The 22,487-nt window shown below is 37.2% G+C and carries 13 protein-coding genes; all 13 read left to right on the forward strand.

Going from position 1 to position 22,487, the window contains the following annotated elements:
- Positions 1-60: 60 nt before the first annotated feature.
- The 13 genes from ASJ80_RS14720 (at position 61) to wtpA (ending at position 22,425) form a co-directional block, all read left to right on the forward strand.
- Entirely contained in the window at positions 61-1,962 is a 1,902-nt protein-coding gene (locus ASJ80_RS14720; protein ID WP_069584485.1) for a right-handed parallel beta-helix repeat-containing protein, read from the forward strand.
- A 383-nt stretch (positions 1,963-2,345) separates the two neighbouring features.
- Positions 2,346-4,154: a right-handed parallel beta-helix repeat-containing protein gene (locus tag ASJ80_RS14725; protein WP_069584486.1), complete on the forward strand. Its 1,809-nt coding sequence runs from the start codon at positions 2,346-2,348 to the stop codon at positions 4,152-4,154.
- 449 nt (positions 4,155-4,603) lie between these two features.
- On the forward strand, positions 4,604-6,325 hold the full coding sequence (locus ASJ80_RS14730) for a right-handed parallel beta-helix repeat-containing protein (RefSeq protein WP_069584487.1): 1,722 nt from the start codon (positions 4,604-4,606) through the stop codon (positions 6,323-6,325).
- A 142-nt stretch (positions 6,326-6,467) separates the two neighbouring features.
- A complete protein-coding gene (locus ASJ80_RS14735; protein WP_083241015.1) occupies positions 6,468-8,450 on the forward strand; it encodes a right-handed parallel beta-helix repeat-containing protein in 1,983 nt (660 codons plus the stop codon).
- Between the two features lie 372 nt (positions 8,451-8,822).
- The gene (locus ASJ80_RS14740; RefSeq protein ID WP_069584489.1) at positions 8,823-9,389 is read left to right on the forward strand and encodes an FmdE family protein; all 567 of its coding nucleotides are present in this window, start codon (positions 8,823-8,825) and stop codon (positions 9,387-9,389) included.
- Between the two features lie 682 nt (positions 9,390-10,071).
- Complete coding sequence (locus ASJ80_RS17570; protein ID WP_069584490.1) at positions 10,072-15,852, forward strand: PKD domain-containing protein; 5,781 nt, start codon at positions 10,072-10,074, stop codon at positions 15,850-15,852.
- A 562-nt stretch (positions 15,853-16,414) separates the two neighbouring features.
- On the forward strand, positions 16,415-17,182 hold the full coding sequence (locus ASJ80_RS14750; protein WP_069584491.1) for a DUF2162 family putative transporter: 768 nt from the start codon (positions 16,415-16,417) through the stop codon (positions 17,180-17,182).
- A gap of 43 nt (positions 17,183-17,225) precedes the next feature.
- Complete coding sequence (locus ASJ80_RS14755; protein ID WP_069584492.1) at positions 17,226-17,885, forward strand: MotA/TolQ/ExbB proton channel family protein; 660 nt, start codon at positions 17,226-17,228, stop codon at positions 17,883-17,885.
- Positions 17,861-18,172 (forward strand): DUF2149 domain-containing protein, encoded by a 312-nt coding sequence (locus tag ASJ80_RS14760; RefSeq protein WP_048081405.1) that lies wholly within the window; start codon positions 17,861-17,863, stop codon positions 18,170-18,172. The genes ASJ80_RS14755 and ASJ80_RS14760 overlap by 25 nt, the downstream gene beginning before the upstream one ends.
- A 165-nt stretch (positions 18,173-18,337) precedes the next feature.
- Positions 18,338-19,450, forward strand: a complete 1,113-nt coding sequence (locus ASJ80_RS14765; protein ID WP_069584493.1) for an iron ABC transporter substrate-binding protein — start codon at positions 18,338-18,340, stop codon at positions 19,448-19,450.
- 169 nt (positions 19,451-19,619) lie between these two features.
- Positions 19,620-20,042: a thioredoxin family protein gene (locus ASJ80_RS14770; RefSeq protein ID WP_069584494.1), complete on the forward strand. Its 423-nt coding sequence runs from the start codon at positions 19,620-19,622 to the stop codon at positions 20,040-20,042.
- Positions 20,043-20,053: 11 nt separating this feature from the next.
- Positions 20,054-20,662 (forward strand): cytochrome c biogenesis CcdA family protein, encoded by a 609-nt coding sequence (locus ASJ80_RS14775; protein ID WP_069584521.1) that lies wholly within the window; start codon positions 20,054-20,056, stop codon positions 20,660-20,662.
- Positions 20,663-21,357: 695 nt separating this feature from the next.
- Complete coding sequence (gene wtpA, locus ASJ80_RS14780) at positions 21,358-22,425, forward strand: tungstate ABC transporter substrate-binding protein WtpA (RefSeq protein WP_069584495.1); 1,068 nt, start codon at positions 21,358-21,360, stop codon at positions 22,423-22,425.
- The last annotated feature ends 62 nt before the right edge of the window (positions 22,426-22,487 follow it).

The raw sequence follows: 22,487 nt of genomic DNA on the forward strand, positions 1-22,487 counted from the left end.
TATTTTGATCTGATAAACAAAACGCAAGGAGGTGAAAAAACGAACGCTAAAAACAGGATAATGATATTTTCTGTATTCATCATAGGCATGTCCCTATTTGCCACGACCATAGAACCGGCATCAGCTGCTACAATTAATGTAACGTCTACTATGAATAATTCAGAGATCCAATCAGCATTAGATAACGCTGCATCTGGAGATACAGTTAACTTCCTTGGAAAGCTCTATGAAAACATACAGCTGACCATCAACAAGACTTTGAACATAGTAACCAGCGCAAGGACAATATTATCTGGATCCAACCTCAAATCTGCAGTATTTTCAATTAATGGACCCCAATCTTCAGGAACTAAAATAAGCGGATTTACAATTAACGCATCAGGCACAGGAATACTCGTAAACAACACCAGCAATATAATCATCTCTAGGTGTAACATAAGCGCTGCCAACGGGCCTGCAGTCAATGTAAACAGCAGTTCTAATACCCGAATTGAAAACAGCACCCTGACCAACTCAACCACAGGAATTACCGTTTCAAACAGTAAAAACACCAAAATCACAGGAAGTACCGTCAAAAATAACAAAGGAAATGGTATCGACGTGGAAAATTCCGTAAATACCACCATAAACAAGGATAAAATCACCGGCAACGCAGAAAGAGGAATTAAAATCTATAATTCCATTAACACCACCGTTAACGGCTCCATCATAAAAAGTAATGGAAATAACAGCACTATAAATCTGCACTCCACAGGAGGAGGTATTTATGTTCAAAGCTCAAAGAACGTTAAAATCACCCACAGCAGCATTACCCACAACAGCCATGGAATAATTGGAGTAGATTCTTCTAATCTCACAATAAATAACAATACAATAGACGATAACCGCGGGGATGGAATAATACTCCGTGGATATGCAATTAACATAACCATAGACACTAACGAGATAAAAAGAAATTCCAATGGGCTTGAACTGGATTACTCCAATGGCACAAACATAAACATCAAACACAACACCATAACTGAAAGCATACTTTATTCAAACAGTTCTACTGAAGAGACCGGGAGTGGAATTAATTATGGAACTGACTATATAAATGGTGTAAGCGAGACCATAGAACATAATGTAATCATGAATAACCAAAAGAGAAATATAAATGGGCATGATACGAGTGCTACCCTTCTTCCAGTGGGTATAAACTGGTATGGAGTAACATGGTCTGGAAATGAACCTGGTTATTCTGTGGGTCAGGATCTGTTCTGTTGTAAAGTCCTTGGTACTCCAATCAATTTGGTATTGTATAACTCTGGAGGAAACACATATACTGCATATCTCATGGATGTTTACGGCAATTATATAACCGATTTGCCGGATATAAGTGTAACCTTTAGTACCGCGGGAGGATTTTCAAAAACATTGACACTGCACAATGGACATGTTAGTGTTCAGATCGGCATCACCCAGCTGGGAAATGGTATGGTACTAGTTACCAGCGGCGATGAAACCGCTTATGTATCATTTGATGCTGAAGTAACTAATCCAAACTCTGGAAATGGAAACGGTAATGGTAATGGTAATGGAAACAACAACGGTAATGGGAACAACAATGGAAACGGTAACGGCGGCTCTGGAAATGGAAACGGAGCAGGTACAAACGGTGCCGGTGGAAACTCAGGCGGTTCCAGCGGTGGCGCATCATCAGGGTCTGCTGCAAGCGTGGGGCTTGCAACAGCTGCAGCAGATGCAGGAAGCTCTGGAGGTTCCAGCCAAGGCGGATCCAACGGGCAGCAGTCCTCCCAGTCCAAAGATAATTCTAAAACTGCCCAGGAGTTATTCATCGACAAAACAGTTAAAAGTCCAGAGTTCTGGGGTATAATCGGGATCATAGTTCTGCTCGTCCTGATATTCGGAGCTTACTACAGAAAAGACTTAATGGCCATGATCCAAAAATCAAAAAAATAAAACCCTTCTTTTTTTCTTTTTACTCGAAAATTTTCAGTGCTCACAAAACTGAAAGTTTTGGGCTGTAAAAAATCTGTGATCTTCAATTTTCACATGCCGCAAAAACATTAGGTTTTTGCAGGTTTTAAACTAAAATCAGATGTATAGAACTCTGTAAAGCCACGTTTAAATGATTATCACATAATATAAACCCAAGTTTACAACGTGATGGTCAAATTATCTACTTATATTAATAATTTCATATCATACTACTCTAATTCAACTTTTTGTGCGTATAGAACCCAAATCTATACGTATTTATATACGTATCGATCTACTGTTATTGTGTTAATTATATCCTTCTTAAAAATTAGAAGGGGGTGAAAAAGACGAACACTAAAAACATGATAATTGTATTATCTTTATTATTTATGAGCATATCCATACCTGCTGCCGCTTTAGAGCCTGTATCTGCAGCAAGTACCAATATAAATTCCACCATGACCAATTCAGAGATTCAAAATGTACTGGACAACGCTGCATCTGGAGATACCATCAATTTCCTAGGACAGCTTTATACAAATATACAGCTGGCCATCAACAAGACGCTGAACATAGTAACCCATGTTGGAACAGTGCTGTCTGGGCCCAGCTCATCAGGATCTGCAGTGTTTTTAATTAATGGATCTAAAGCTTCAGGAACTCAAATAAGCGGTTTTAATATTACAGGTTCAGGTTCAGGAATACTTGTAAACAGCACGAGTAACGTGAACATTTCTAAATGTAATATAAGTGCTTCTGATGGTTCTGCAGTCATCATAAACAAAAGCAGCGGCACCAACATTAAAAATAGCAATATAACAAACTCCATAACAGGAATTAGCATTTCAAACAGTGAAAAAACCAAAATCACTGGAATCACAGTCAAAAACAATAAAAAAGATGGTGTAGACGTGAAAAATTCTGCAAGTACCACTATAAATCATACTAAAATTACAGGTAACGCTGAAAGAGGGGTCAAAATTTCCAATTCCGACAGCACGGTGGTCAATGGGTCTACCCTAACTGGTAATGGAAATAAGGCAGGTGAATCTTCTGATGAAGGTGCTGTGTATGTGAAAAACTCGAGAAGCGTTAAAATCACTTATAACACTATCAATGATAACAGCCAGGGAGTAACTGTGACTGATTCAGACAATGTTGCCATAACTAACAACACAATAAATAACAATTATGGTGAAGGGATACTTCTTAACGGGACTTTACTCGAAAATATCTCAGTAAAAGGTAACGATATCGAAAAAAATGGTAATGGAATAGTATTAAATTATCATATGGGCATAAATATCCATATCAACGGAAATATCGTGACAGCCAGTGCGTATAACTCACTGCAGGATGGTGAAGATTCAGGAATTGGAATTAGATTTGGCTCAGGTTATGCCAGCAATTCTGGAACAGAAGTCATAGAACACAATGCTATTTTTGACAACAATGTCATGGATATGAGGGGAAGAGATGCCCAAGTCCTTCCCAATGTAGGATCTAACTGGTATGGATATAGTCCCCTTCTCTGTGGATGTGTCAAGTATGCCCAGGCCATGTATCTACAGGGGATACAAATTGGAACAAATACATATGCAGGAGGATTTTATGACGGCGTTACAGGCCAGCTGGCAGCTGATTTCCCTTCTCTACTGGTAAAACTTAGTGGAAATGGATTTTCACTATCTGCTATGTCCCAGAATGGACAGGCCATATTCCACCTGGATCCCAATTTAGGTTCAGGTAGGTTAACCCTAACCGCTACCAGGGTGAATGCGTATGGAAATTGGATTAAAGACAACCCACAACATTCAACCAATGGAACAGATCCTAACAGCAACCCCGGAAAAGGTAATGGAAATAGTTCGGGTACAGGTAACGGTGGTGCTAATGGAGGTAATGGTGATGATTCCAGCAGCGGCGCGACATCAGGTCCCTCTTCAAGTGTAGGGCAAGCAAATACAGCTTCAGCCGCAGCTGGGAGTGCAGGAAGTAGTGGCCAGTCCGGATCTGCCACTAAGAAAACCGCACAAGAGCTATTCATTGATAATACAGTTAAAAATCCAACTGTTTGGAGCATAATTGGAATTATCGTGCTTCTAGTACTGATATTTGGAGTTTACTACAGGAATGAATTGATGAGTATGATCAAAAAATCAAAAAAATAATTCACTCCCCACTCTATTTTTTAGCGCCAGTTACTACATGTTACACATTGATTCAAGTTTCAATTTTTTAAGCTGGATGAAATAACCTATTTTATAAAACCACACATAACGCTTATTTTAACTTAAATTTTATATTTTACATTTAATAATTAATAAAACATATAATAACGCTTTAAATAAATGTATATATTTTTTAATTTGCATTATACACATATAACAGCATAATAATCTTTTAACTTTAAAAATATATCATATAAAATTAATTTTTGTTGTTACAGTCCACCATAACATTCCGAAAGATATATATATTCATTTAATACTTAAATCGAATCATAATTATATGCATTTCGTTTGAAGTTAAAAAATCAGTAGAATGTATTTAATTATAATTAATAAACAAAGGAGGAATTTAAATAAAGGGGATAAAAAAAGAATTATTATTATCCATAATGGTTCTAGCCGTCATTTCAGCAGGATCCGTAATGGCTGACCCAGTATCTGCAGCCACCATTCCAGTAACTGCAGGCTCAACAAATGCCCAGATACAGACCCTAATTGATGACGCCCACAGCGGAGACACAATAAGCTTCGCACCTGGAACCTACAATAATATAAACCTTACAATCAACAAAACACTTAATTTAATTGGTAATGGTGCTGTTCTTAACAGTATCAATACAGTTAACTCAGTTATTTTTACAATAACTGCTAGCGGAGATGTAGAGGGTTCAGGCACAACAATTCAAGGGTTTGAACTTAATAATTTAAACAGCAGCCTTAGTTCATCAACAGGATACGGTATCGATTTAGAGAAAGTAACCAATATTATAATTAGTAATATTACCACTCACAATGGTAAAACTGGTGTTCACTGTAACGCTGCACAAAATGTTCTTATAAAAAATTCTAGCTTTTATTATCAATACAATGATAACGACAACAAAGAATGCCAACCTCGCGGTGTAAATGTAATGGGCGGAAACAATATCACAGTTCAAAACAGTACCATCAATGGTGCTAATGATGGAGTTTCAATAGCTTCTGGAGCTACCAATGTTTATGTGATTAACAACGTCATTTCAAACTGCAGTTATGCTGCTTTCTGGGGCGGAGGAATATCAAACATAACCATTGCAAACAATTTAATTAACAACTGGACTGTTGAAGGTTTAGCTATTGAAAAAGCTGCTAACTTAACTTCTGTAATAAACAATACATTTGTTAACGGAACAGGTGATGCAATATATATCCAGAACTCATATGCACACGGACCAATGAGCATAATAAGCGGTATTCAGATCATTGAAAACATGTTCAAAAATATCGTTGGTGCTGCAATTGGAGTTGATAAATCTGGAATGTTCACTGGTGATGGTAGTGGAAACTCCATAGTTGGTACCAATAACACAGTTGACAATGTCTCAAAAGGATATGTGAACCTTTATTCCAATGGTACAAATTTAAACTTCACCATGGATTCATCATATCCAGCTAAAAAGGCAAATCTCTCAGTTTCAAGCGGTGTTTCTTCCACAGCCATTAAAACTGGGGACAAAACCATCTACACTGTAACCGTGACAAACAGGGGAAATGGCGATGCAACCAATGTTAAAGTAAGCAACATCTTAAATACTGGTTTCTACTCCAGTTATGCAAGCTATTCCTCTTTAGGAAGTTATTCTAACGGTGCATGGAACATAGGTAATTTAGGTGCAGGAGAAACTGCTTCATTAGTAGTTACTGCAACTGCTTTAAAATCTGGAACAGCTACATCCCAGGCAAAAGTAACTGGAGACAACATAAGCGTATTATCCAATACAATACAGAAAACTATTAATAAATACATCAAAATGTCTTATTCCAATTCAATTCTCACCAATTCCAAGGTTAAAACTGGTAAATATGTTTACCTGGGAACCACAGTGAAAAACTCTGGAAAAGACAAGTCTGGAACTGTTAAAGTTAAAATAACATTACCTAAAGGCATGAAACTGATTGCAGTTAATTATCCAGCAGTTTACAATAAAGCTACTAAAACATGGACTTTCACTGTACCTGCAGGAAAATACTACACTTTCAAAGTCAAAGCTCAGGTCACATCCAAAGGAACCAAAAAAATAACATTCAACGACAACGGTAAAATCCAGTACAAATACGTTACAGGGCACTAACTTTAAAATTAGTTTTCTATTAAAAGAAGACTAATTACATTTTATTTTTTTTAAATTAGCTATTTTAAATATTTTATTTATTAAAGGAGGAGTTTATATTAAATTTAATAAATGGCTGCTGCTACCGCTTATTGTAATCAGCATGATGACCATGAATGTTGCATTCAGCGAAACAGTGTCTGCAGCGACATGGACTATAAATGAAGCCGATATGGGGATGCAGACAAACACAAACATCCAGAACATTATTAATAATGCAAATCCTGGAGATACAATACTATTTACAGGATCGCAGTATACCCACATCCACCTCTCGATAAACAAACCATTAAATATAGTAAGCAGTGTTGGAACACAACTCTATGCGTGTCCCATGGAAGCACCGCAGGGATCAGATAACCTTGCTGCATTTTCCATTAACAATGCCGCAGCAGGGACTAATATTTCAGGATTTAAAATAAACAACAATAATCAGGGATACGGTATAAACATCAACGGCACCAGTAACGTGAATATATTGAACAATACAATAATTTGCAGCGACGGGACAGGAGTCAATGTCTTTGGAAGCGGCAATATAACTGTGAAAAACAATACATTGACACAATCTGTTTCAGGAATCCAAATATTAAATTCAAGCTTAACTAACATTTTAAGTAATTTAATAACAGCTAACAGTGGAAATGGAATTCTATTTGGAGAGAATGTTTCCACTACCCTCATAAACAACAACAATATCAGTTCTAATCAAAATATTGGAATAAATATCTTAAAATCATGCAATAACACCACCATAACAGGAAACAGTATATATAAGAATTGTAATGCAACTACTGGAAATGGTAAAGGAATTTATATCAATGCAACTATCCACGGCCTTAACATTAGCAGTAATTTCATCTACATGAACGGTAAAATGGGTATATGCTATGATACAGGAGTAACAAACGTAACAGAAACTACGGATACTGTTAAAGACAATTATATCAGCGGACATACTGGTAGAGATGTAATACGATTCATTTATAATGAAGATACTGGACTTGATACAGCACCTGTGTGGATAGGCGAAACATGCTTCGGTGGTTTAAACAACGTATGCCCCAAGATACAGGTTAGCAGTGAAGCAGTAATGAGCGAGATTAAACAGATTACAAGTGGAATATATTCTGTTTCATTTATTAACAAAAATACAGGGTTAACATCTACGGGTTTTGGTTCATTTTATGTTACATTCTTCTTAAATAAATTTAACACAAGCAAAGGCGCAGCTGACGTAGGAGATATCTGGAAAAATGTTCTGGTGGTAAATGGGACCGCAACTGTGGATTTCACCAACTGTACATATAAAGATACAAACAACAGCATTTTTGTTGTAGCACCATATAGTACCTTTAATACAGCAATGAAAGATACACTTACAGTTAACGATGCCAATAATCCTTCTTTAAAGGCCAATATTTCAGCTACTTCCAGTGTCAGCAAGTCCATTATAAAAAATGGAGATACAATAACTTACAAAATTACAGTTAAAAACAGCGGCAAAAAAAATGCTACAAATGTTAAAGTAAGCAATATTCTTTCCCCTACATACTATTCCAGTTACACAAAGCCTACCCGTGGGTCATATTACAACGGCGTATGGAACATAGGCAACTTAAATGCAGGAGAAACACTTACCTTGTACATAACTGCCAAGGCTAAACTGTCAGGAATAACAAAATCCCAGGCAAAAATAACTGGAACTAATACAAACACAGTATATTCAAACACATTACAGACAACCATAAATAAGTACATTAAACTGTCTTATTCCAATTCAATCCTCACCAATTCCAAGGTTAAAACCGGTAAATATGTTTACCTGGGAACCACAGTGAAGAACTCTGGAAAAGACAAGTCTGGAACTGTTAAAGTTAAAATAACCTTACCAAAGGGAATGAAACTTGTCAAAGTTAATTACCCATCAGTTTACAATAAAGCTACTAAAACATGGACTTTCACTGTACCTGCAGGAAAATACTACACTTTCAAAGTCAAAGCGCAGGTCACATCCAAAGGAACCAAAAAAATAACATTCAACGACAACGGTAAAATCCAGTACAAATACGTTGTAGGATACTAAAACAGCAGTTTCAATTACTCACTCAAAAATTCCCAGATAAGGGATTTTTGAGGATTTTTTTTAGATAAAATCTACTTTGTTTTAAGATTAAAGCGTTTTAAAAACAGATATATTGCATTTACTAATTTTCACAGTCAAAACTATGGGATATCCCTATCTTTCAAATGATACACCACACCTGCGATATGTTTATATATCCCTATCGAGCTATATTAAATCTAAACTATAAGATTAGCTTAAAAAACTAAAAGAGCTATTAATCAATATATTAAAAGATGCTAACGATTGTAGGATTAATATAAGAATTTTTTATACTAGTTCTAACTGGATCAAGAATAATTGCTCTTAAATAAACAAAAAAACAGTGATAATATGAGTGACTATATGGAATTATTAAAGAAAGCAGGAGAATTCCACGGCGATATATGCGGCGGAATCGTTATGGGAACAAAATTAGCCATGTATGGTATGGAAACAATGGGAATGAAACCTGGACAGAAAGATAAAAGATTGATAGTCTTTACTGAAATTGACCGGTGCATATCTGATGCAGTCTTATCTGTAACAAGAACATCCTTAGGTAAAAAGTCCTTAAAACCAATGCACTACGGTAAATTCGCGGCCACATTCGTCAATATAGATACTGGTGAAGCAATCCGGGTTGTAGATTTAGGTGCTAATAAAAAAGATAGAGACGAAAATGAAACAACAGAAGAGCTTATAGAAAGAATAAACAAGACTCCTGCAGAAGAACTATTTGAAATCCAAAAAGTATCGGTTAAAATCGATCCAAATGATTTACCTGGAAAACCACTGGAAATAGTAACCTGTGCTGACTGCGGTGAAGTTGTAATGGATGGAAAACATCACCTGAAAGGAGGAAAAGCTTACTGTACTTCCTGTTTCAGTGGATCATATTACCAGATTATAGATGAATAAGTATATAAAAACCGCATACTTCCGTGAATAACTGCATTTCTCCAAGTTAAAGATTGAAGTTATTCACTACAATTCTATTTTTTAAAAAATTTAATACACACCACTTATTTTAAATTTTGACAGGTCTTGTTTAACGGTTCCAACAATGCTTTTTGGAAACTGAAAAAATAGATGATTATCCAATTATAAACTATAAACATTTTAAAACATGAAAATCATGCAAGTATCACCTATTTTTGAGATTCAATTGAAATCACATCGCACCAGCATACATTAGCTAAATAATAAGAAAGATCCCTGTTCCCATATATTCTACCAATCAAACAGCACTTTAATATGAATGTATATACGTTTCGATATTTTCTAATGATGTAAATCTCTAATTTAGATATACCTATATCCATTTTATTAATGTTTAAATGATTATAATGGTTTTAATATCCATTTTATCATAATAAAGTTAGTAATAAAACATAAATAAATATAAAATAAATTATTAATCCATTAAATTATAATTAAGTTAGCTATAATTATTTTATATCAGTTAGAGGAGCCTAAGTAATCTAATATGATCAAATAAGTGATATAGAGTTTTTAGTGATCGATACGCTTATATATCCATATCATGCCTACTAATTATATGGATCTTTTTAGGATTCATAATAATTAAAAAGGAGGCAATATGAATTATAAATCATTTGTTTTGCTCATGATTTTTGCTGTGTTTATTTGTATTTCAGCAATGGGAAGTGCGAGTGCAGCTAACTCACCCTCTGTTAACTTTACAAGTAACACTACCAATGGCAGCACGCCTTTAAGTGTACAGTTTAACGACACATCTAAAGGCAGCCCTACCTCATGGTTATGGAATTTCGGCGATGGAAAAACGTCAACCAAGCAGAATCCTGTGCATAACTACACAAAAAATGGGAACTACAGTGTCAGCCTTACAGTAACCAATGTTGCTGGAAGCGACAGTTTAACAAAAAGTAACTACATCACAGTTTTACCAACAGTTAACACCAGCCTCACTGGTGGAACTTACAAAACCGCTCAAAAGGTGGAGTTAACCTGCAGCGATACCACTGCAACAATTTACTATGCAAACGACACCACAGATCCCCGAACAAGCAGCACAAGAACAAAATACAGTGGAACGATCACCATAAGCAAAACCACTACGTTACGCTACGCGGCACTGGATACCAATGGTAACTGGAGCCCACTTTACATACAAAACTATGTAATCGGAAGCAGCGGGACTGGAGGGACTGGAGGGCTTGATGATACAACCTGGGCTAAATCCGGCGGCGACCTCAACAACACAGGCCTATCAAATTACAACGGCCCCGAAACCAACACCGCACTATGGAACTACACCACAGGAAAATCCATATCGGGTCATTGCAGCCCAGTAATTGGATCAGACGGGACCATTTACATAGGAAGTGATGATGGTAAGTTTTACGCATTTAACGTTGACGGAACCGTCAAATGGACTTACACCACTGGAAACAGTATAGGTGGTTCAACAATTGGTGCGGATGGTACTATTTATACATTATCAGGACCCTACATATTCGCTTTGAACCACAATGGAACGCTCCAATGGAAATATAAGACTCCAGGATCCCTTGTAGGCACACCAACAATTGTATCTGACGGAACCATTTATTTTGGAAGCACTGACGGTAAATTATACGCTTTGTACCATAATGGGACCTTAAAATGGACCTACGACACTGGAACTTATGTTTACAGCCGAGAAGGAGGTCCTGCCATAGGATCAGATGGAACCATTTACTTTGAAAGTGGTGAATCCTACAGTAATTACGGTAAACTCTACGCAATAAATCTAGACGGAACACTCAAATGGAAATACACCATAGGAGGAAGCCTGCAAGGTTCACCAGCAGTTGGATCTGACGGAACCATTTACGCAGGAGGAGTTGACGGTAATCTTTACGCAATAAATCCAAATGGAACACTCAAATGGAATTATTCCACAGGAGAAACTATATATAGTCCAATAATCTCCAGTCCAGCAGTTGGAGCTGACAGAACCGTTTACTTCGGAAGCCAGAGTGGTAATTTCTATGCTGTAACTGATAATGGAAACAGTGGAACACTCAAATGGGAATACACCACTGGAGGCGCTATATGCAGCATGGCAACGATTAGTGCTAACGGAATCATTTACGTGGGAAGTTCCGACGGCAAACTCTACGCATTTAACGTCGACGGAACACTGCTGTGGACTTATACCACCGGAAGTGGTATCTATGGTTCTGTAGCCATTGGTGCAAATGAAACACTGTACTTTGGAAGTTATGATAAAAACATGTACGCCATAGCAAACACGGTTTTAAGGGCCAATCAGACTGAAGGATCTGCTCCTTTAACTGTGCAGTTTACAGGTTCAGGCGTTTCCCCTGTTTCATGGAACTGGGATTTCGGAGACGGAACTACCAGCACAGAACAGAACCCTGTTCACAAATACGCTAATGCAGGGTACTACACCGTGACCCTAACTGTAACCAGCAGCAATGGGCAGACACGTACTGTAAGATTCACACAGTATATCAAAGCTTACAACCCCCCTGTATCCAATTTCACAGTAAGCACTATCTGGGGAACAGCTCCTACTGTAGCTCCACCCGCTTGCAACCAGATACAGTTCAAAGACACCAGTTCAAACGTCCCTACATCATGGTACTGGGATTTCGGTGATGGGACAAACAGCACAGAACAGAACCCAACACACGTTTATGCAACTATGGGAACTTACCTGGTCCAATTAACAGTGACCAACGCTGCAGGGACCAGCACTTATTCCACTATCCTCCTGGTCAGAAGCACAATACTCGTAAACAGCAGCCTTGCAAGTGGAACATACAACAACACACAAACAGTAAAACTAACCAGCGAAGACTCAAAAGCAACTATATACTATACAAACGACACCACAGACCCTAGAACAAACAGCACAAGAATAAAATACACCGGACCAATCACTATAAGCAAAACCACAACCTTAAGATACGCAGCAGTGACAACCACAGGAAAATGGAGCGCACTATACCTACAAAACTTCGTAATTGGAACCGGAGGACTACTAACAAACTCCTCAAACCCAACATACCAAGGCGACAACAACAACACAGGCCTATCAAACTACACAGGCCCACAAACAAACAACACAAAATGGAACAACAGCGAAATAAACCCATCAGCAGACACCAGTATAGCTACAGGATCAGATGGAACCATATACGCTGGAAGTAATGGGTATTTATACGCACTGGCCCCCACTGGAATAATAAAATGGCGTTATTATACTGGAAGCTCGTCATGGGTAAGTACCCCAACCATAGGAAAGGACGGAACCATCTACATTTCTGCAAGTAGTTATTTACATGCATTAAAGACAGACGGAACATTGATATGGAAAATTTATATCTATTCATCCGATCAAGTTTCACCCTCGGTTGGAGCAGACGGAACCATCTACATACCATGTTACGATAACAGCGGCTTCCTTGACCCTGCCTTATATGCAATAAACCCTAACGGGACAATTAAATGGAACGCAAGCCTTGTTAATGCAAGTTTCATAAAAGGCAACTTAGCCATAGCATCAGATGGAACAATCTACGTTCCAGGCCATAGCTTCTTGTATGCAGTAAATCCAGATGGAACCATAAAGTGGTCATATGCTTTTGGAAACCACCAGTATTCCTCCCCATCCATTGGAACAGACGGAACCATCTACATACTGGCTTATGGCGGTGCGCTTTCTGGTGAACCTGCATTATATGCAATAAATCCGGACGGAACACTCAAATGGAGATATACTACAAAAAGGGCATCATATGGTGCTGTGGCCCTAGGATCCGATGGAATCATATATCTTTTAGATTCAGGTACCCTTATTGCGCTAACTCCAGATGGAACACAAAAATGGAATTACACCGCTGGAACAAGTTCCCTTTCATCCCCCGTGATTGATGCAAATGGAACCCTATATTTCACAGCAGGTAGCAGTATTTTTGCAGTAAATTCAAATGGAATACTTAAATGGAATTATACTGATCATTCAGCAGTCAGTAATCCTGTAATTGATTCTGATGGCACATTATACGTTGGAATCAATAATAATTTACAGGCTTTCCGTGATGCTGCAGCCAAGTTCAACTACACAATCGACTCTAATCCGTTGCATGTGCAGTTTAACGACACTTCAAATAACGCTACAAGCTGGAAATGGAATTTCGGTGACGGGACAACTTCTACCAAGCAGAACCCAACACACACCTACAGCAAATCAGGCCAGTACAAGGTTACTTTGGTTGCAACATTAGCTAACGGTGAAACCCTTACAGCAGCACAGGTACTTACAATCAGTGACATTACACCTCCAACAGTGACTATAAGTCCAAATGGAGGGAAGTTCAACACAACACAAACCGTGACATTAAACTCATCTGATGACAGCAATAAACTGACTGTTTATTACACCACAGACGGCAGCGACCCACAAACTAGCAGCATAAAGCATGTTTACACCAGTTCAATTACATTAAACAGTACAACAACACTTAAATATGCTGCAGTAGACTCTTCAGGAAACTGGAGCCCAGTCTACGAAGAAACATACACTATATCAGAGACAGCAGTCAACACCAACATCAATGTAACTTCAGGAATGACCAACGCAGAAATTCAATCCATCATTGACAACGCTGCGTCTGGAAGCACCATAGAATTCATTGGATCACTCTATGAAAACCTGCAGCTCACCATCAACAAACAGCTGAACATAATAAGCAACGTGGGAACCAAAATAACCACATCCAGCACATTACCAGTATTCACAATCAACGGAACACAAGCAGCAGGGACCACAATAAAAGGATTTACCATTGTTAACACAGGAACAGGCCCAGGAATACTCATAAAAAACACCAGCAACGTAACCATATCCAACGACCAGATAAGTTCAACCAGCGGAACAGCAGTCCAGATAAACGGAAGTTCCAACACCACCATCAGAAGCAGCACTGTAAGCGACTCCACCATAGGAATCGACATTTCAGACAGTAATGGCACTCAAATAAACCAGAGCAATATCAACAACAACGGAAACGGAATAATCATAGAAAACAGTACAAACACCAGCGCCAATAACAGCCAAATCACCGGCAACACCAAAAACGGAATATCTGTTAAAAATTCCAACAAAACCACCATAAGCGGCAACACCATCAAGAAAAACGGGAACACAACAACCAGTGGAAGTGGAGTATACTTTGAAAACTCAACAAATGTCACTGTCACTAACAACCAGATCAACGAAAACTACTACGGAATAACAGCCCTCAACTTAACCAATGCCATCATTAAAAACAACACATTCATCAACAACGACAGAGACGGGATACTGCTGAATGGGACCACAAAAAACGTTACCATAGCAAGTAACGCCATGCAAGAAAACGACAACGGAATCCATGTCAACTGCGCAAGTGAAAACCTGAACATAAGTGGAAACTTAATTACAGGAAACATTAAAAAAATAACCAAACAGCAGATGTACCATGGAAACGGGATTTTACTCGGAGAAAATTATGCACCATCATCAACGTTCCACATTGAACACAATGTAATGCTTAAAAATGCAAATATGGACTTTAGATCATGTATGGCTGCAGGGGACTATATACCCGGGTCAAACTTGTTTGGATCAGGCTGTAAACAGGTGACTTATGATCCTCAAATAACAATGGAAATGGTCAAGACTGGAAAAAATCAATTTTCAGTGGTGTTCCGTGATGGTAACACTGGTGAAATAGTAACAGATTTACCGTCCTTTGCTGTAACATTCAAGAACGGTCCTTATTCAGTAACAGCTATGACAATTAATGGGGTAGCAACTGCAGTCTTTACAAATCTAGCTAATGGTGACGTAGTCGGTACTGCTTATGGATTAACTGTATCCACTGCATATAGTTCCATTATAAATTATCTATTCGGAAATCCAGATGATCCTGGTTCTGGAGGAAATGATGATCCCGGTTCTGGAGGCAACTCTGGTAATAACGGTACCGGTTCTGGCAATGAAGGTGACGGTCCAGGCAGTGGTTCCGGAAATAACCCTGGAACCTCAAGTAATTCAGGTACTTCAGGCAGTAGTTCAAGTAACGGCGCTTCTTCAGGTTCTTCTGCAAGCGTGGGACTTGCAACAGCTGCAGCAGATGCAGGAAGCTCTGGAAATTCCGGCCAAGCTGGATCCAACGGACAGCAATCAGGACAGTCTAAAACAGCACAGGAGTTATTTATTGATGACACCACTAAAAATACCCCGTTCTGGGGTATACTCGGAGTCATAGTTCTCATTGTTGTGATATTTGGAGGCTACTACAGAAAAGATCTCATGAGCATGATTAGAAAATCGAAAAAATAAAACCATTTTTTTCACTCAAAAATTTTATGAATTTTAGAAAAATGTTTACAAAATCTACGATTTTGTAACCGCGAAAATCTTTGATTTTCGCATGCTTTGCATTTTTCTAACCTTTCGGAAATCAAAGATTTCCGATGCCCCAAACGTTGCTCAAAATCTACGATTTTGGCACAAGCAAAAACGGAGTTTTTGCATGCTTTGCGTTTGAGGGTCCCAAAAAATCGTAGATTTTTTGAGGATTTTTGGTGCCTACAAACACAGTTTGTGGCCCGAAAAATTTCATTTTTCGCATGCCCCAAACACTACGTGTTTGAAGGTTTTATTTTTTTTTGAATTTAATAGGCTTAACTCGATATAAAATTCAATTTAAAAACTTATTACAAACACGCCAGTTTCCCACGCGTATGATGTTAATATTTTTCCATAATTAATGATTCCCATCGATATGTTTATATATCCCTATCGAGCTAAGATTGATCAATAAATTCTAATCACGTATAAAACAGTGAAAATCTTTCAAAATAAAAAAATTAATTAATTATTATATTACGAGATGTTAACGATGGCAGAACTAGTATGGGAATGTTTAATTGTATCCTTGGTTTTATTATTTGGTGTTAATATTGGCCTTGCAATGGGCTTTACAGAGATTCGCAAAAAGGAGGCCCTTGCATTTTCAATATCATATGGTTTAGTCACGCTGATCATAAGCGTACTGGCTACTTTTTTAAACAGCACGTTATACAGCACTATTAATTACTGCATCTTTGCAGTACTTGGAATTATAGGGGTTATAACCCTTTTAAGTGGGATTTACACCATTAAAAAATGGAAAGAAACAAAAAAAGAACTGTGCTCTCTTAAATCAGCGGCCATGTTGTCCTCATCTGCATGTTACTTTGCAGGATTTATGTCCACTGCAGTACTTTTAAGTAAAGAAATAACAACTTCTTTCCTGGAGTTCAATTTATTTATGTGTATTGCATTAATTTTAGCAATAATAGGATTCTATTCATTTTCTAAAATTTTAAGGCATGCAGAAATGGCATATCCTGTTTTACTTGGAAATTTCATGATTTTAAATGGATTTTATTTTTTAATAAGCGCGGCACTTATTCCAAATATTGCGGAATTATCTTCGGTTCAAACAAGCGCATTATCCATAAATTCAGATATTTCATCATTGATTTTCCTTATAATGGGATTGATCGGGATTTTCTTAATAGGAGCTTACTTCAAAGGAGAGGAAATTACAAGCACGGAAGATATCCTGCAAAGAATAAAGTTAACAGCATTTAAAAAGACCAAAAAAACTAAACAATCAAAATAATGTCTTAAATACACACAACAGTTGAATAGATCAGGTGATTCTTATGGAAATTATTGGAAGCGAAATTTTAAGTAATTTATTATATTTAATAGCTCAAAGCTTGCTTATACCCGTTATATTAGTTCTTCTAGCCTTTATAGTATATGCAGTTTTAAGTTTAGGGAGTTTTTTAACCGAAAAATTTTCAAAATCAAAATTCGATGTGGATAAAACAGAAGCGTTAATAAGAGCCATCTCAAAATCAGCTAATCCTGAAGAAATGGCGAAACACGTTCAAGACAGCGAACTCCCTGTTGACCAGAAAAAAGTGCTGGTAAAAATTATCTCCAACCACGACATTGGTTCAAAATCAAGAAGGGCACTTGCTACAAAACTAATTGAGGAAGAAGAACTCAAATTTTCAAATATAACTCAAAGAACAGACATATTAGTCAGGTTAGGTCCAACTATGGGACTTATGGGAACTTTAATCCCTTTAGGTCCAGGATTATCTGCACTTGGAACTGGAGATATAAATTCATTAGCACAAGCTTTAATATTAGCATTTAATACCACAATAGCAGGTTTAGCAGCTGGTTCAGTAGGTTTTATCATATCAAGATACAGGAAAAAATGGTATGCTGATGATTTATCCATTTTAGACGCAATAATTGATTCAACGCTGGAGGTTCTGGACAAATGCCAAGAAAAAGGAAGTTTTTAGAATACGAAGATGATGATGATCCTTCCTCAGGAATGGGTAGCTTGACAGACTGTATGTTGGTTCTGGCACTTGGATTTATGATATTTGCCATCATGGCGTTACAGAGCAATCCTACATTATTTTCAGAGTCATCATCAGGGTCTAGCCCAAATTCAGTTTCAGTTAGCACGGGCCAAACCATCAATGATACTCCAGGTAATCAATCAGGGTCAGGCAATAATTACCAACAGATGGGAACGGTTTATAAAGACCCTAAAACGGGTAAGCTTATCATGGTCAGCCAGTAGTTTATTGGATGCATAAAAATCAGATTAACCAATTCCTTCATTTTAAAGGAATATAAATGATATAATGCATTAAATCTAGAAAATTAATGAGGAATACTTGAAAATCATTATCTGGCCGAATTTAATGAAAAATGATACTTTACAATAAATTATGAGAGTGATGAAATGAAGAATTATTTTATTTTAATTGCAGCACTATTCTTAATAACAGCATCAGTGGGAGGGCACTATCTAACAGAGAATGGATATCTCTCAATGGGAGGTAACACCACTATAACAGATATGGCTAACAGAACATTGACTGTTCCGTCTCCTGTAAATCATGTACTGGCAACTTCTCCAACTACAACAATCATGGTATATATGCTAGCTCCTGAGAAGCTACTCGCTTTTAATTACCAGACAACAGCTGAAGAACAGGCATACATGCCGGATCAATATAAAAACTTACCATCAGCGGGAGGATGGTACGGATCACAAACTGCTGATTACGAACAATACATATCAATGAACCCTGATGTGATATTTGATAGCGTTTCAACATCTGATTGTGGATCGGAAGATGCGGCTACGGTGGCCACCCTCAACGCAAGACAGAAACAACTAGGTTCAATACCAGATGTTGGTGTGGCTGATACCAGTAATGTTACCTCATTTAGCTCTTCCATTGAGTTCCTCGGAAAAGTACTGGGAAAAGAAAACGAAGCCCAAAAATTAAATGAGTTCAACTCCAAAGTTCAAAAAGAAGTTAAAAGTGTCGTATCCGGTATATCAGACGGTGAAAAAGTAACTGTTTATTATGCCAAAGGTTCTACTGGACTTCAAACCGCTCCCTCAGGCTCTGCACATACACAATTAATTGAGCTTTGTGGTGGAAAAAATGTGGTTAGTGCTCAGGCCGGGGGAGAAGGAATAGTCAGTGTATCCCTAGAACAGGTTTTAAAATGGAATCCTGATGTTATTATAACTTCAGACTCAACATTCTATTCGAATGTTTACAAGAATTCCAGCTGGAATGAAATAACTGCCGTCAAAAATAAAAGAGTGTATCTTGCTCCACAGGGCCCTTTCAAATGGTTTGGCCAACCAGACGGTGCAAATATGATTATTGGAATTCCATGGACTGCTAAAATACTTTACCCAGATAAATTCAAGAATTTAGACTTAACAGGTGAAGTTAAAGAGTTCTATTCTGAATTTTACCATTATGATCTAAGCGATGATGAGGTTACTAAACTCCTGAAAGGGTCTGGAATGAATTCCAGCATGATAAGTTAAGACTACCACTATTTAGTGAAAATACAGTAAGAAATTACTGGATTTCAGGGAGTAATTTCTAGTGAAATCCGGGAGTATACTGCAATAATCAGAACTTAAATAATGATTACGGTGACTCCCCACCATTTCATTAAAAGAAAGTAATATAAGTTAAATACCATGGTGAAATATGAATAAATTCTTTATTGGTCTTGGAGTTATTCTGGTGGCCACTGCAGTAGTTTTAGCTGTATTTGGACAGTCCATTGTAACTAGTGATCAATCCAACGTTAGTGTAAACTGGCACACTGATTTAAATTCAGCACTTCAAGAAGCCAAAAATACCAATAAATCCATCTTCATAGATTTCTACGGTGAAGGGTGTTCTTACTGTAAGCAGCTTAGTGAAAACACACTTTCGGATTCAAGTGTCGGGAAAAAACTCAACCAGGATTATGTAGCAGTTAAGATTAATACAAATCAGAACCCCAATTTATCATCACAATACAAAATCTACGAACTTCCTACACTGGTCATTCTAAATTCAAATGGCCAGGAAATAAAAAGGCAGGAAGGATATGTATCAGCCGATCAATTGTTAAATTGGATTTAATGGAGCATAAAATGAATATAAGCTTTTTAATTTCTTTTTTTACAGGTGCAGCATCAGTAATTTCCCCCTGCGTACTGCCACTTATACCAATAATTGTGGGGCATTCCATTCTAAAGAAGAAATTTTCACAAACAACAGCATTCATCCTCGGATTTTTTTTAGTTTTTACAATTATAACCACACTAACTGTTTTATTTACAGCCGCAATAAATTATTATCTATTCTATTTTAGAATAACCGCAGCATTACTTCTAATTGGAGTTGGAATATTTTTTATTATTGACAAAAACATTTTTAAACATTCTTACACCCCTAAAAATAATAACAAAAATACAGGATCATTTATGTTAGGTTTTCTGACCTGTCTTGCATGGTCCCCATGTTACGGCCCATATATAGTCGCTATAGCAACTTACAGCGCATCCACTGGAAACTTACTGTATACTACAGTTAATATGACATTATTTGCAGCAGGATATTCTTTAACATTACTACTTATAGGGATTTTTGCTTCAAAATTGAATTTTGAAAGATTAATCACATACTCCAAATGGATAAGAATAGGATCTGGAACCATAATCTTTATTGCAGGACTTTACCTTCTGTTAAATTTATTATAGGTATAATTTTCATAATCAGCACATTCAATTAATTCTTTCAAGTTTCAACTCTTTTTTCCAAAATTCATAATACTCAAAATATGATCTACATTTAAAAGGGAGGATATTATTAAAATAAGTGCAAGAAACCGTATAAAAAATAGAATAGTAGCAGCCGAGTCAGAAAAAGTAACTTCAAACGTAAAATTACAGATTACCATTAACTCCAAACAGCAGCAATCTAACTGTGGTGCTGAAGACGATCTGCAACTTAATTAAGAAGTTATAATTGTCCAGATAATAAAATATACATAAATTAAAGTTTAAAATAATAATTAAATGCATTTTAACTATATCATTTTTATTTTTATTTGTTTTTTATCCAGTTACACCTAACTACATTTTTTATAGGTTCCCCTAACAAATATAACGTGTGTTAATTTGTTAAATTGGTAAACAACTGAAAATAGACCAGATTGCTTCTTTTTTAAAATAAAGGGCTCATTCGATATGTTTATATATTCTGTTCGCAAATATGAAAAAAGAGGCCTATCTTTTTGAAAAGATCCGTTTCTTTTAAACCAATATTACCCATAATAAGGAGGTTGAAGGAAATTCATCCTGAATTTCCTGAACCCAAAATAGAAAACTATTAAAAATCGTAGATTTTTAATGCCCCGAACACGAAGTGTTTGAGGGTTTTGGAGGCAAAAAATATGAACAACAGGAATATAACGATAATAACTATTGTAATAATTGCTGTCGCCGCAATTGGAGTGTATGGATACAATACATACTCAACTTCATCAGAAAGCGGCACTATAGTAATATATGCTGCAGACAGCCTGGGAAGTCAATTGAATGCTACTGCAAAGGAATTTAAAAACCAGCATCCAAACGTCAACGTAGAAATACACTATTCCGGAAGTCAAGCTGCAATCAGACAGATAACTGATCTAAATAAGAGTGCCGATATTATGGCATCAGCTGATTACGGTCTCATAGATCAGAGACTGATACCTAACTACACCAGTTGGAATGTTAAATATGCACGTAACAACCTGGTAATTGCATACACCAACAAAAGTAAAAACAGCAGCCAGATTAACGGCACTAACTGGTACCAGATATTCAACCAATCAGACGTGAAATTTGGTTTCAGCGATCCAAACTCTGATCCAGCAGGATACCGTGCTGTTATGATGATAAAACTTGCAGATTCATATTACAATAACAGCGATATATTCAACAGCCTTGTTGCCGCAAATTCTGCAATTACATCTAAAGCAAACGGTACAGGATACGCAATAAACGCCCCATCCAACCTGAATCCAGGCTCCCACATTATGATAAGAGACGATGCAGCACAGTTAATGCCGTCCCTGGAATCCGGTGCTCTTGATTATGCCATTGTATATAAAAACATCGCAGAGCAGCAGAAAGGTTCAGGTGTGGAATACATTGAACTTCCAGGTTCACTAAGCCTTAACGACACACAATATGAATCAGATTACAAAAAAATAAGTTTAGTAGAGTACAGCGACAGTAACGACGCCAATAAAACCAAAGTAATAAAATTATCACCTATCGTCTACGGAATTACCGTACTGAACAACGCACCGCAAAAACAGCTTGCAACAGAATTTGTACAGCTGCTTTTAAGCCCAACCGGTACACAAATAATCCAGAACAGCTTCCAGGAACCTATAAGCCCAGCAATAGCAACTAACGATTCAACCAATATCCCACAAGCTCTCCAGCAGTACATAACCGGCGGCGAATAATGGACATATTAGGAGAATTTATCTCCTATCTATTTTTTTTATTGTATTAAGACGTTTTGCAG

This window comes from Methanobacterium bryantii, from assembly GCF_002287175.1.
Classification (GTDB): Archaea; Methanobacteriota; Methanobacteria; order Methanobacteriales; family Methanobacteriaceae; genus Methanobacterium_D; species Methanobacterium_D bryantii.

Excerpts from the sequence above, each read along its gene's own strand:
- ASJ80_RS14720 (WP_069584485.1), top strand. The coding sequence starts at position 61 with ATGATATTTTCTGTATTCATCATAGGCATGTCCCTATTTGCCACGACC.
- ASJ80_RS14725 (WP_069584486.1), top strand. The coding sequence starts at position 2,346 with ATGATAATTGTATTATCTTTATTATTTATGAGCATATCCATACCTGCT.
- ASJ80_RS14730 (WP_069584487.1), top strand. The coding sequence starts at position 4,604 with ATGGTTCTAGCCGTCATTTCAGCAGGATCCGTAATGGCTGACCCAGTA.
- ASJ80_RS14735 (WP_083241015.1), top strand. The coding sequence starts at position 6,468 with ATGATGACCATGAATGTTGCATTCAGCGAAACAGTGTCTGCAGCGACA.
- ASJ80_RS14740 (WP_069584489.1), top strand. The coding sequence starts at position 8,823 with ATGAGTGACTATATGGAATTATTAAAGAAAGCAGGAGAATTCCACGGC.
- ASJ80_RS17570 (WP_069584490.1), top strand. The coding sequence starts at position 10,072 with ATGAATTATAAATCATTTGTTTTGCTCATGATTTTTGCTGTGTTTATT.
- ASJ80_RS14750 (WP_069584491.1), top strand. The coding sequence starts at position 16,415 with ATGGCAGAACTAGTATGGGAATGTTTAATTGTATCCTTGGTTTTATTA.
- ASJ80_RS14755 (WP_069584492.1), top strand. The coding sequence starts at position 17,226 with ATGGAAATTATTGGAAGCGAAATTTTAAGTAATTTATTATATTTAATA.
- ASJ80_RS14760 (WP_048081405.1), top strand. The coding sequence starts at position 17,861 with ATGCCAAGAAAAAGGAAGTTTTTAGAATACGAAGATGATGATGATCCT.
- ASJ80_RS14765 (WP_069584493.1), top strand. The coding sequence starts at position 18,338 with ATGAAGAATTATTTTATTTTAATTGCAGCACTATTCTTAATAACAGCA.
- ASJ80_RS14770 (WP_069584494.1), top strand. The coding sequence starts at position 19,620 with ATGAATAAATTCTTTATTGGTCTTGGAGTTATTCTGGTGGCCACTGCA.
- ASJ80_RS14775 (WP_069584521.1), top strand. The coding sequence starts at position 20,054 with ATGAATATAAGCTTTTTAATTTCTTTTTTTACAGGTGCAGCATCAGTA.
- wtpA (WP_069584495.1), top strand. The coding sequence starts at position 21,358 with ATGAACAACAGGAATATAACGATAATAACTATTGTAATAATTGCTGTC.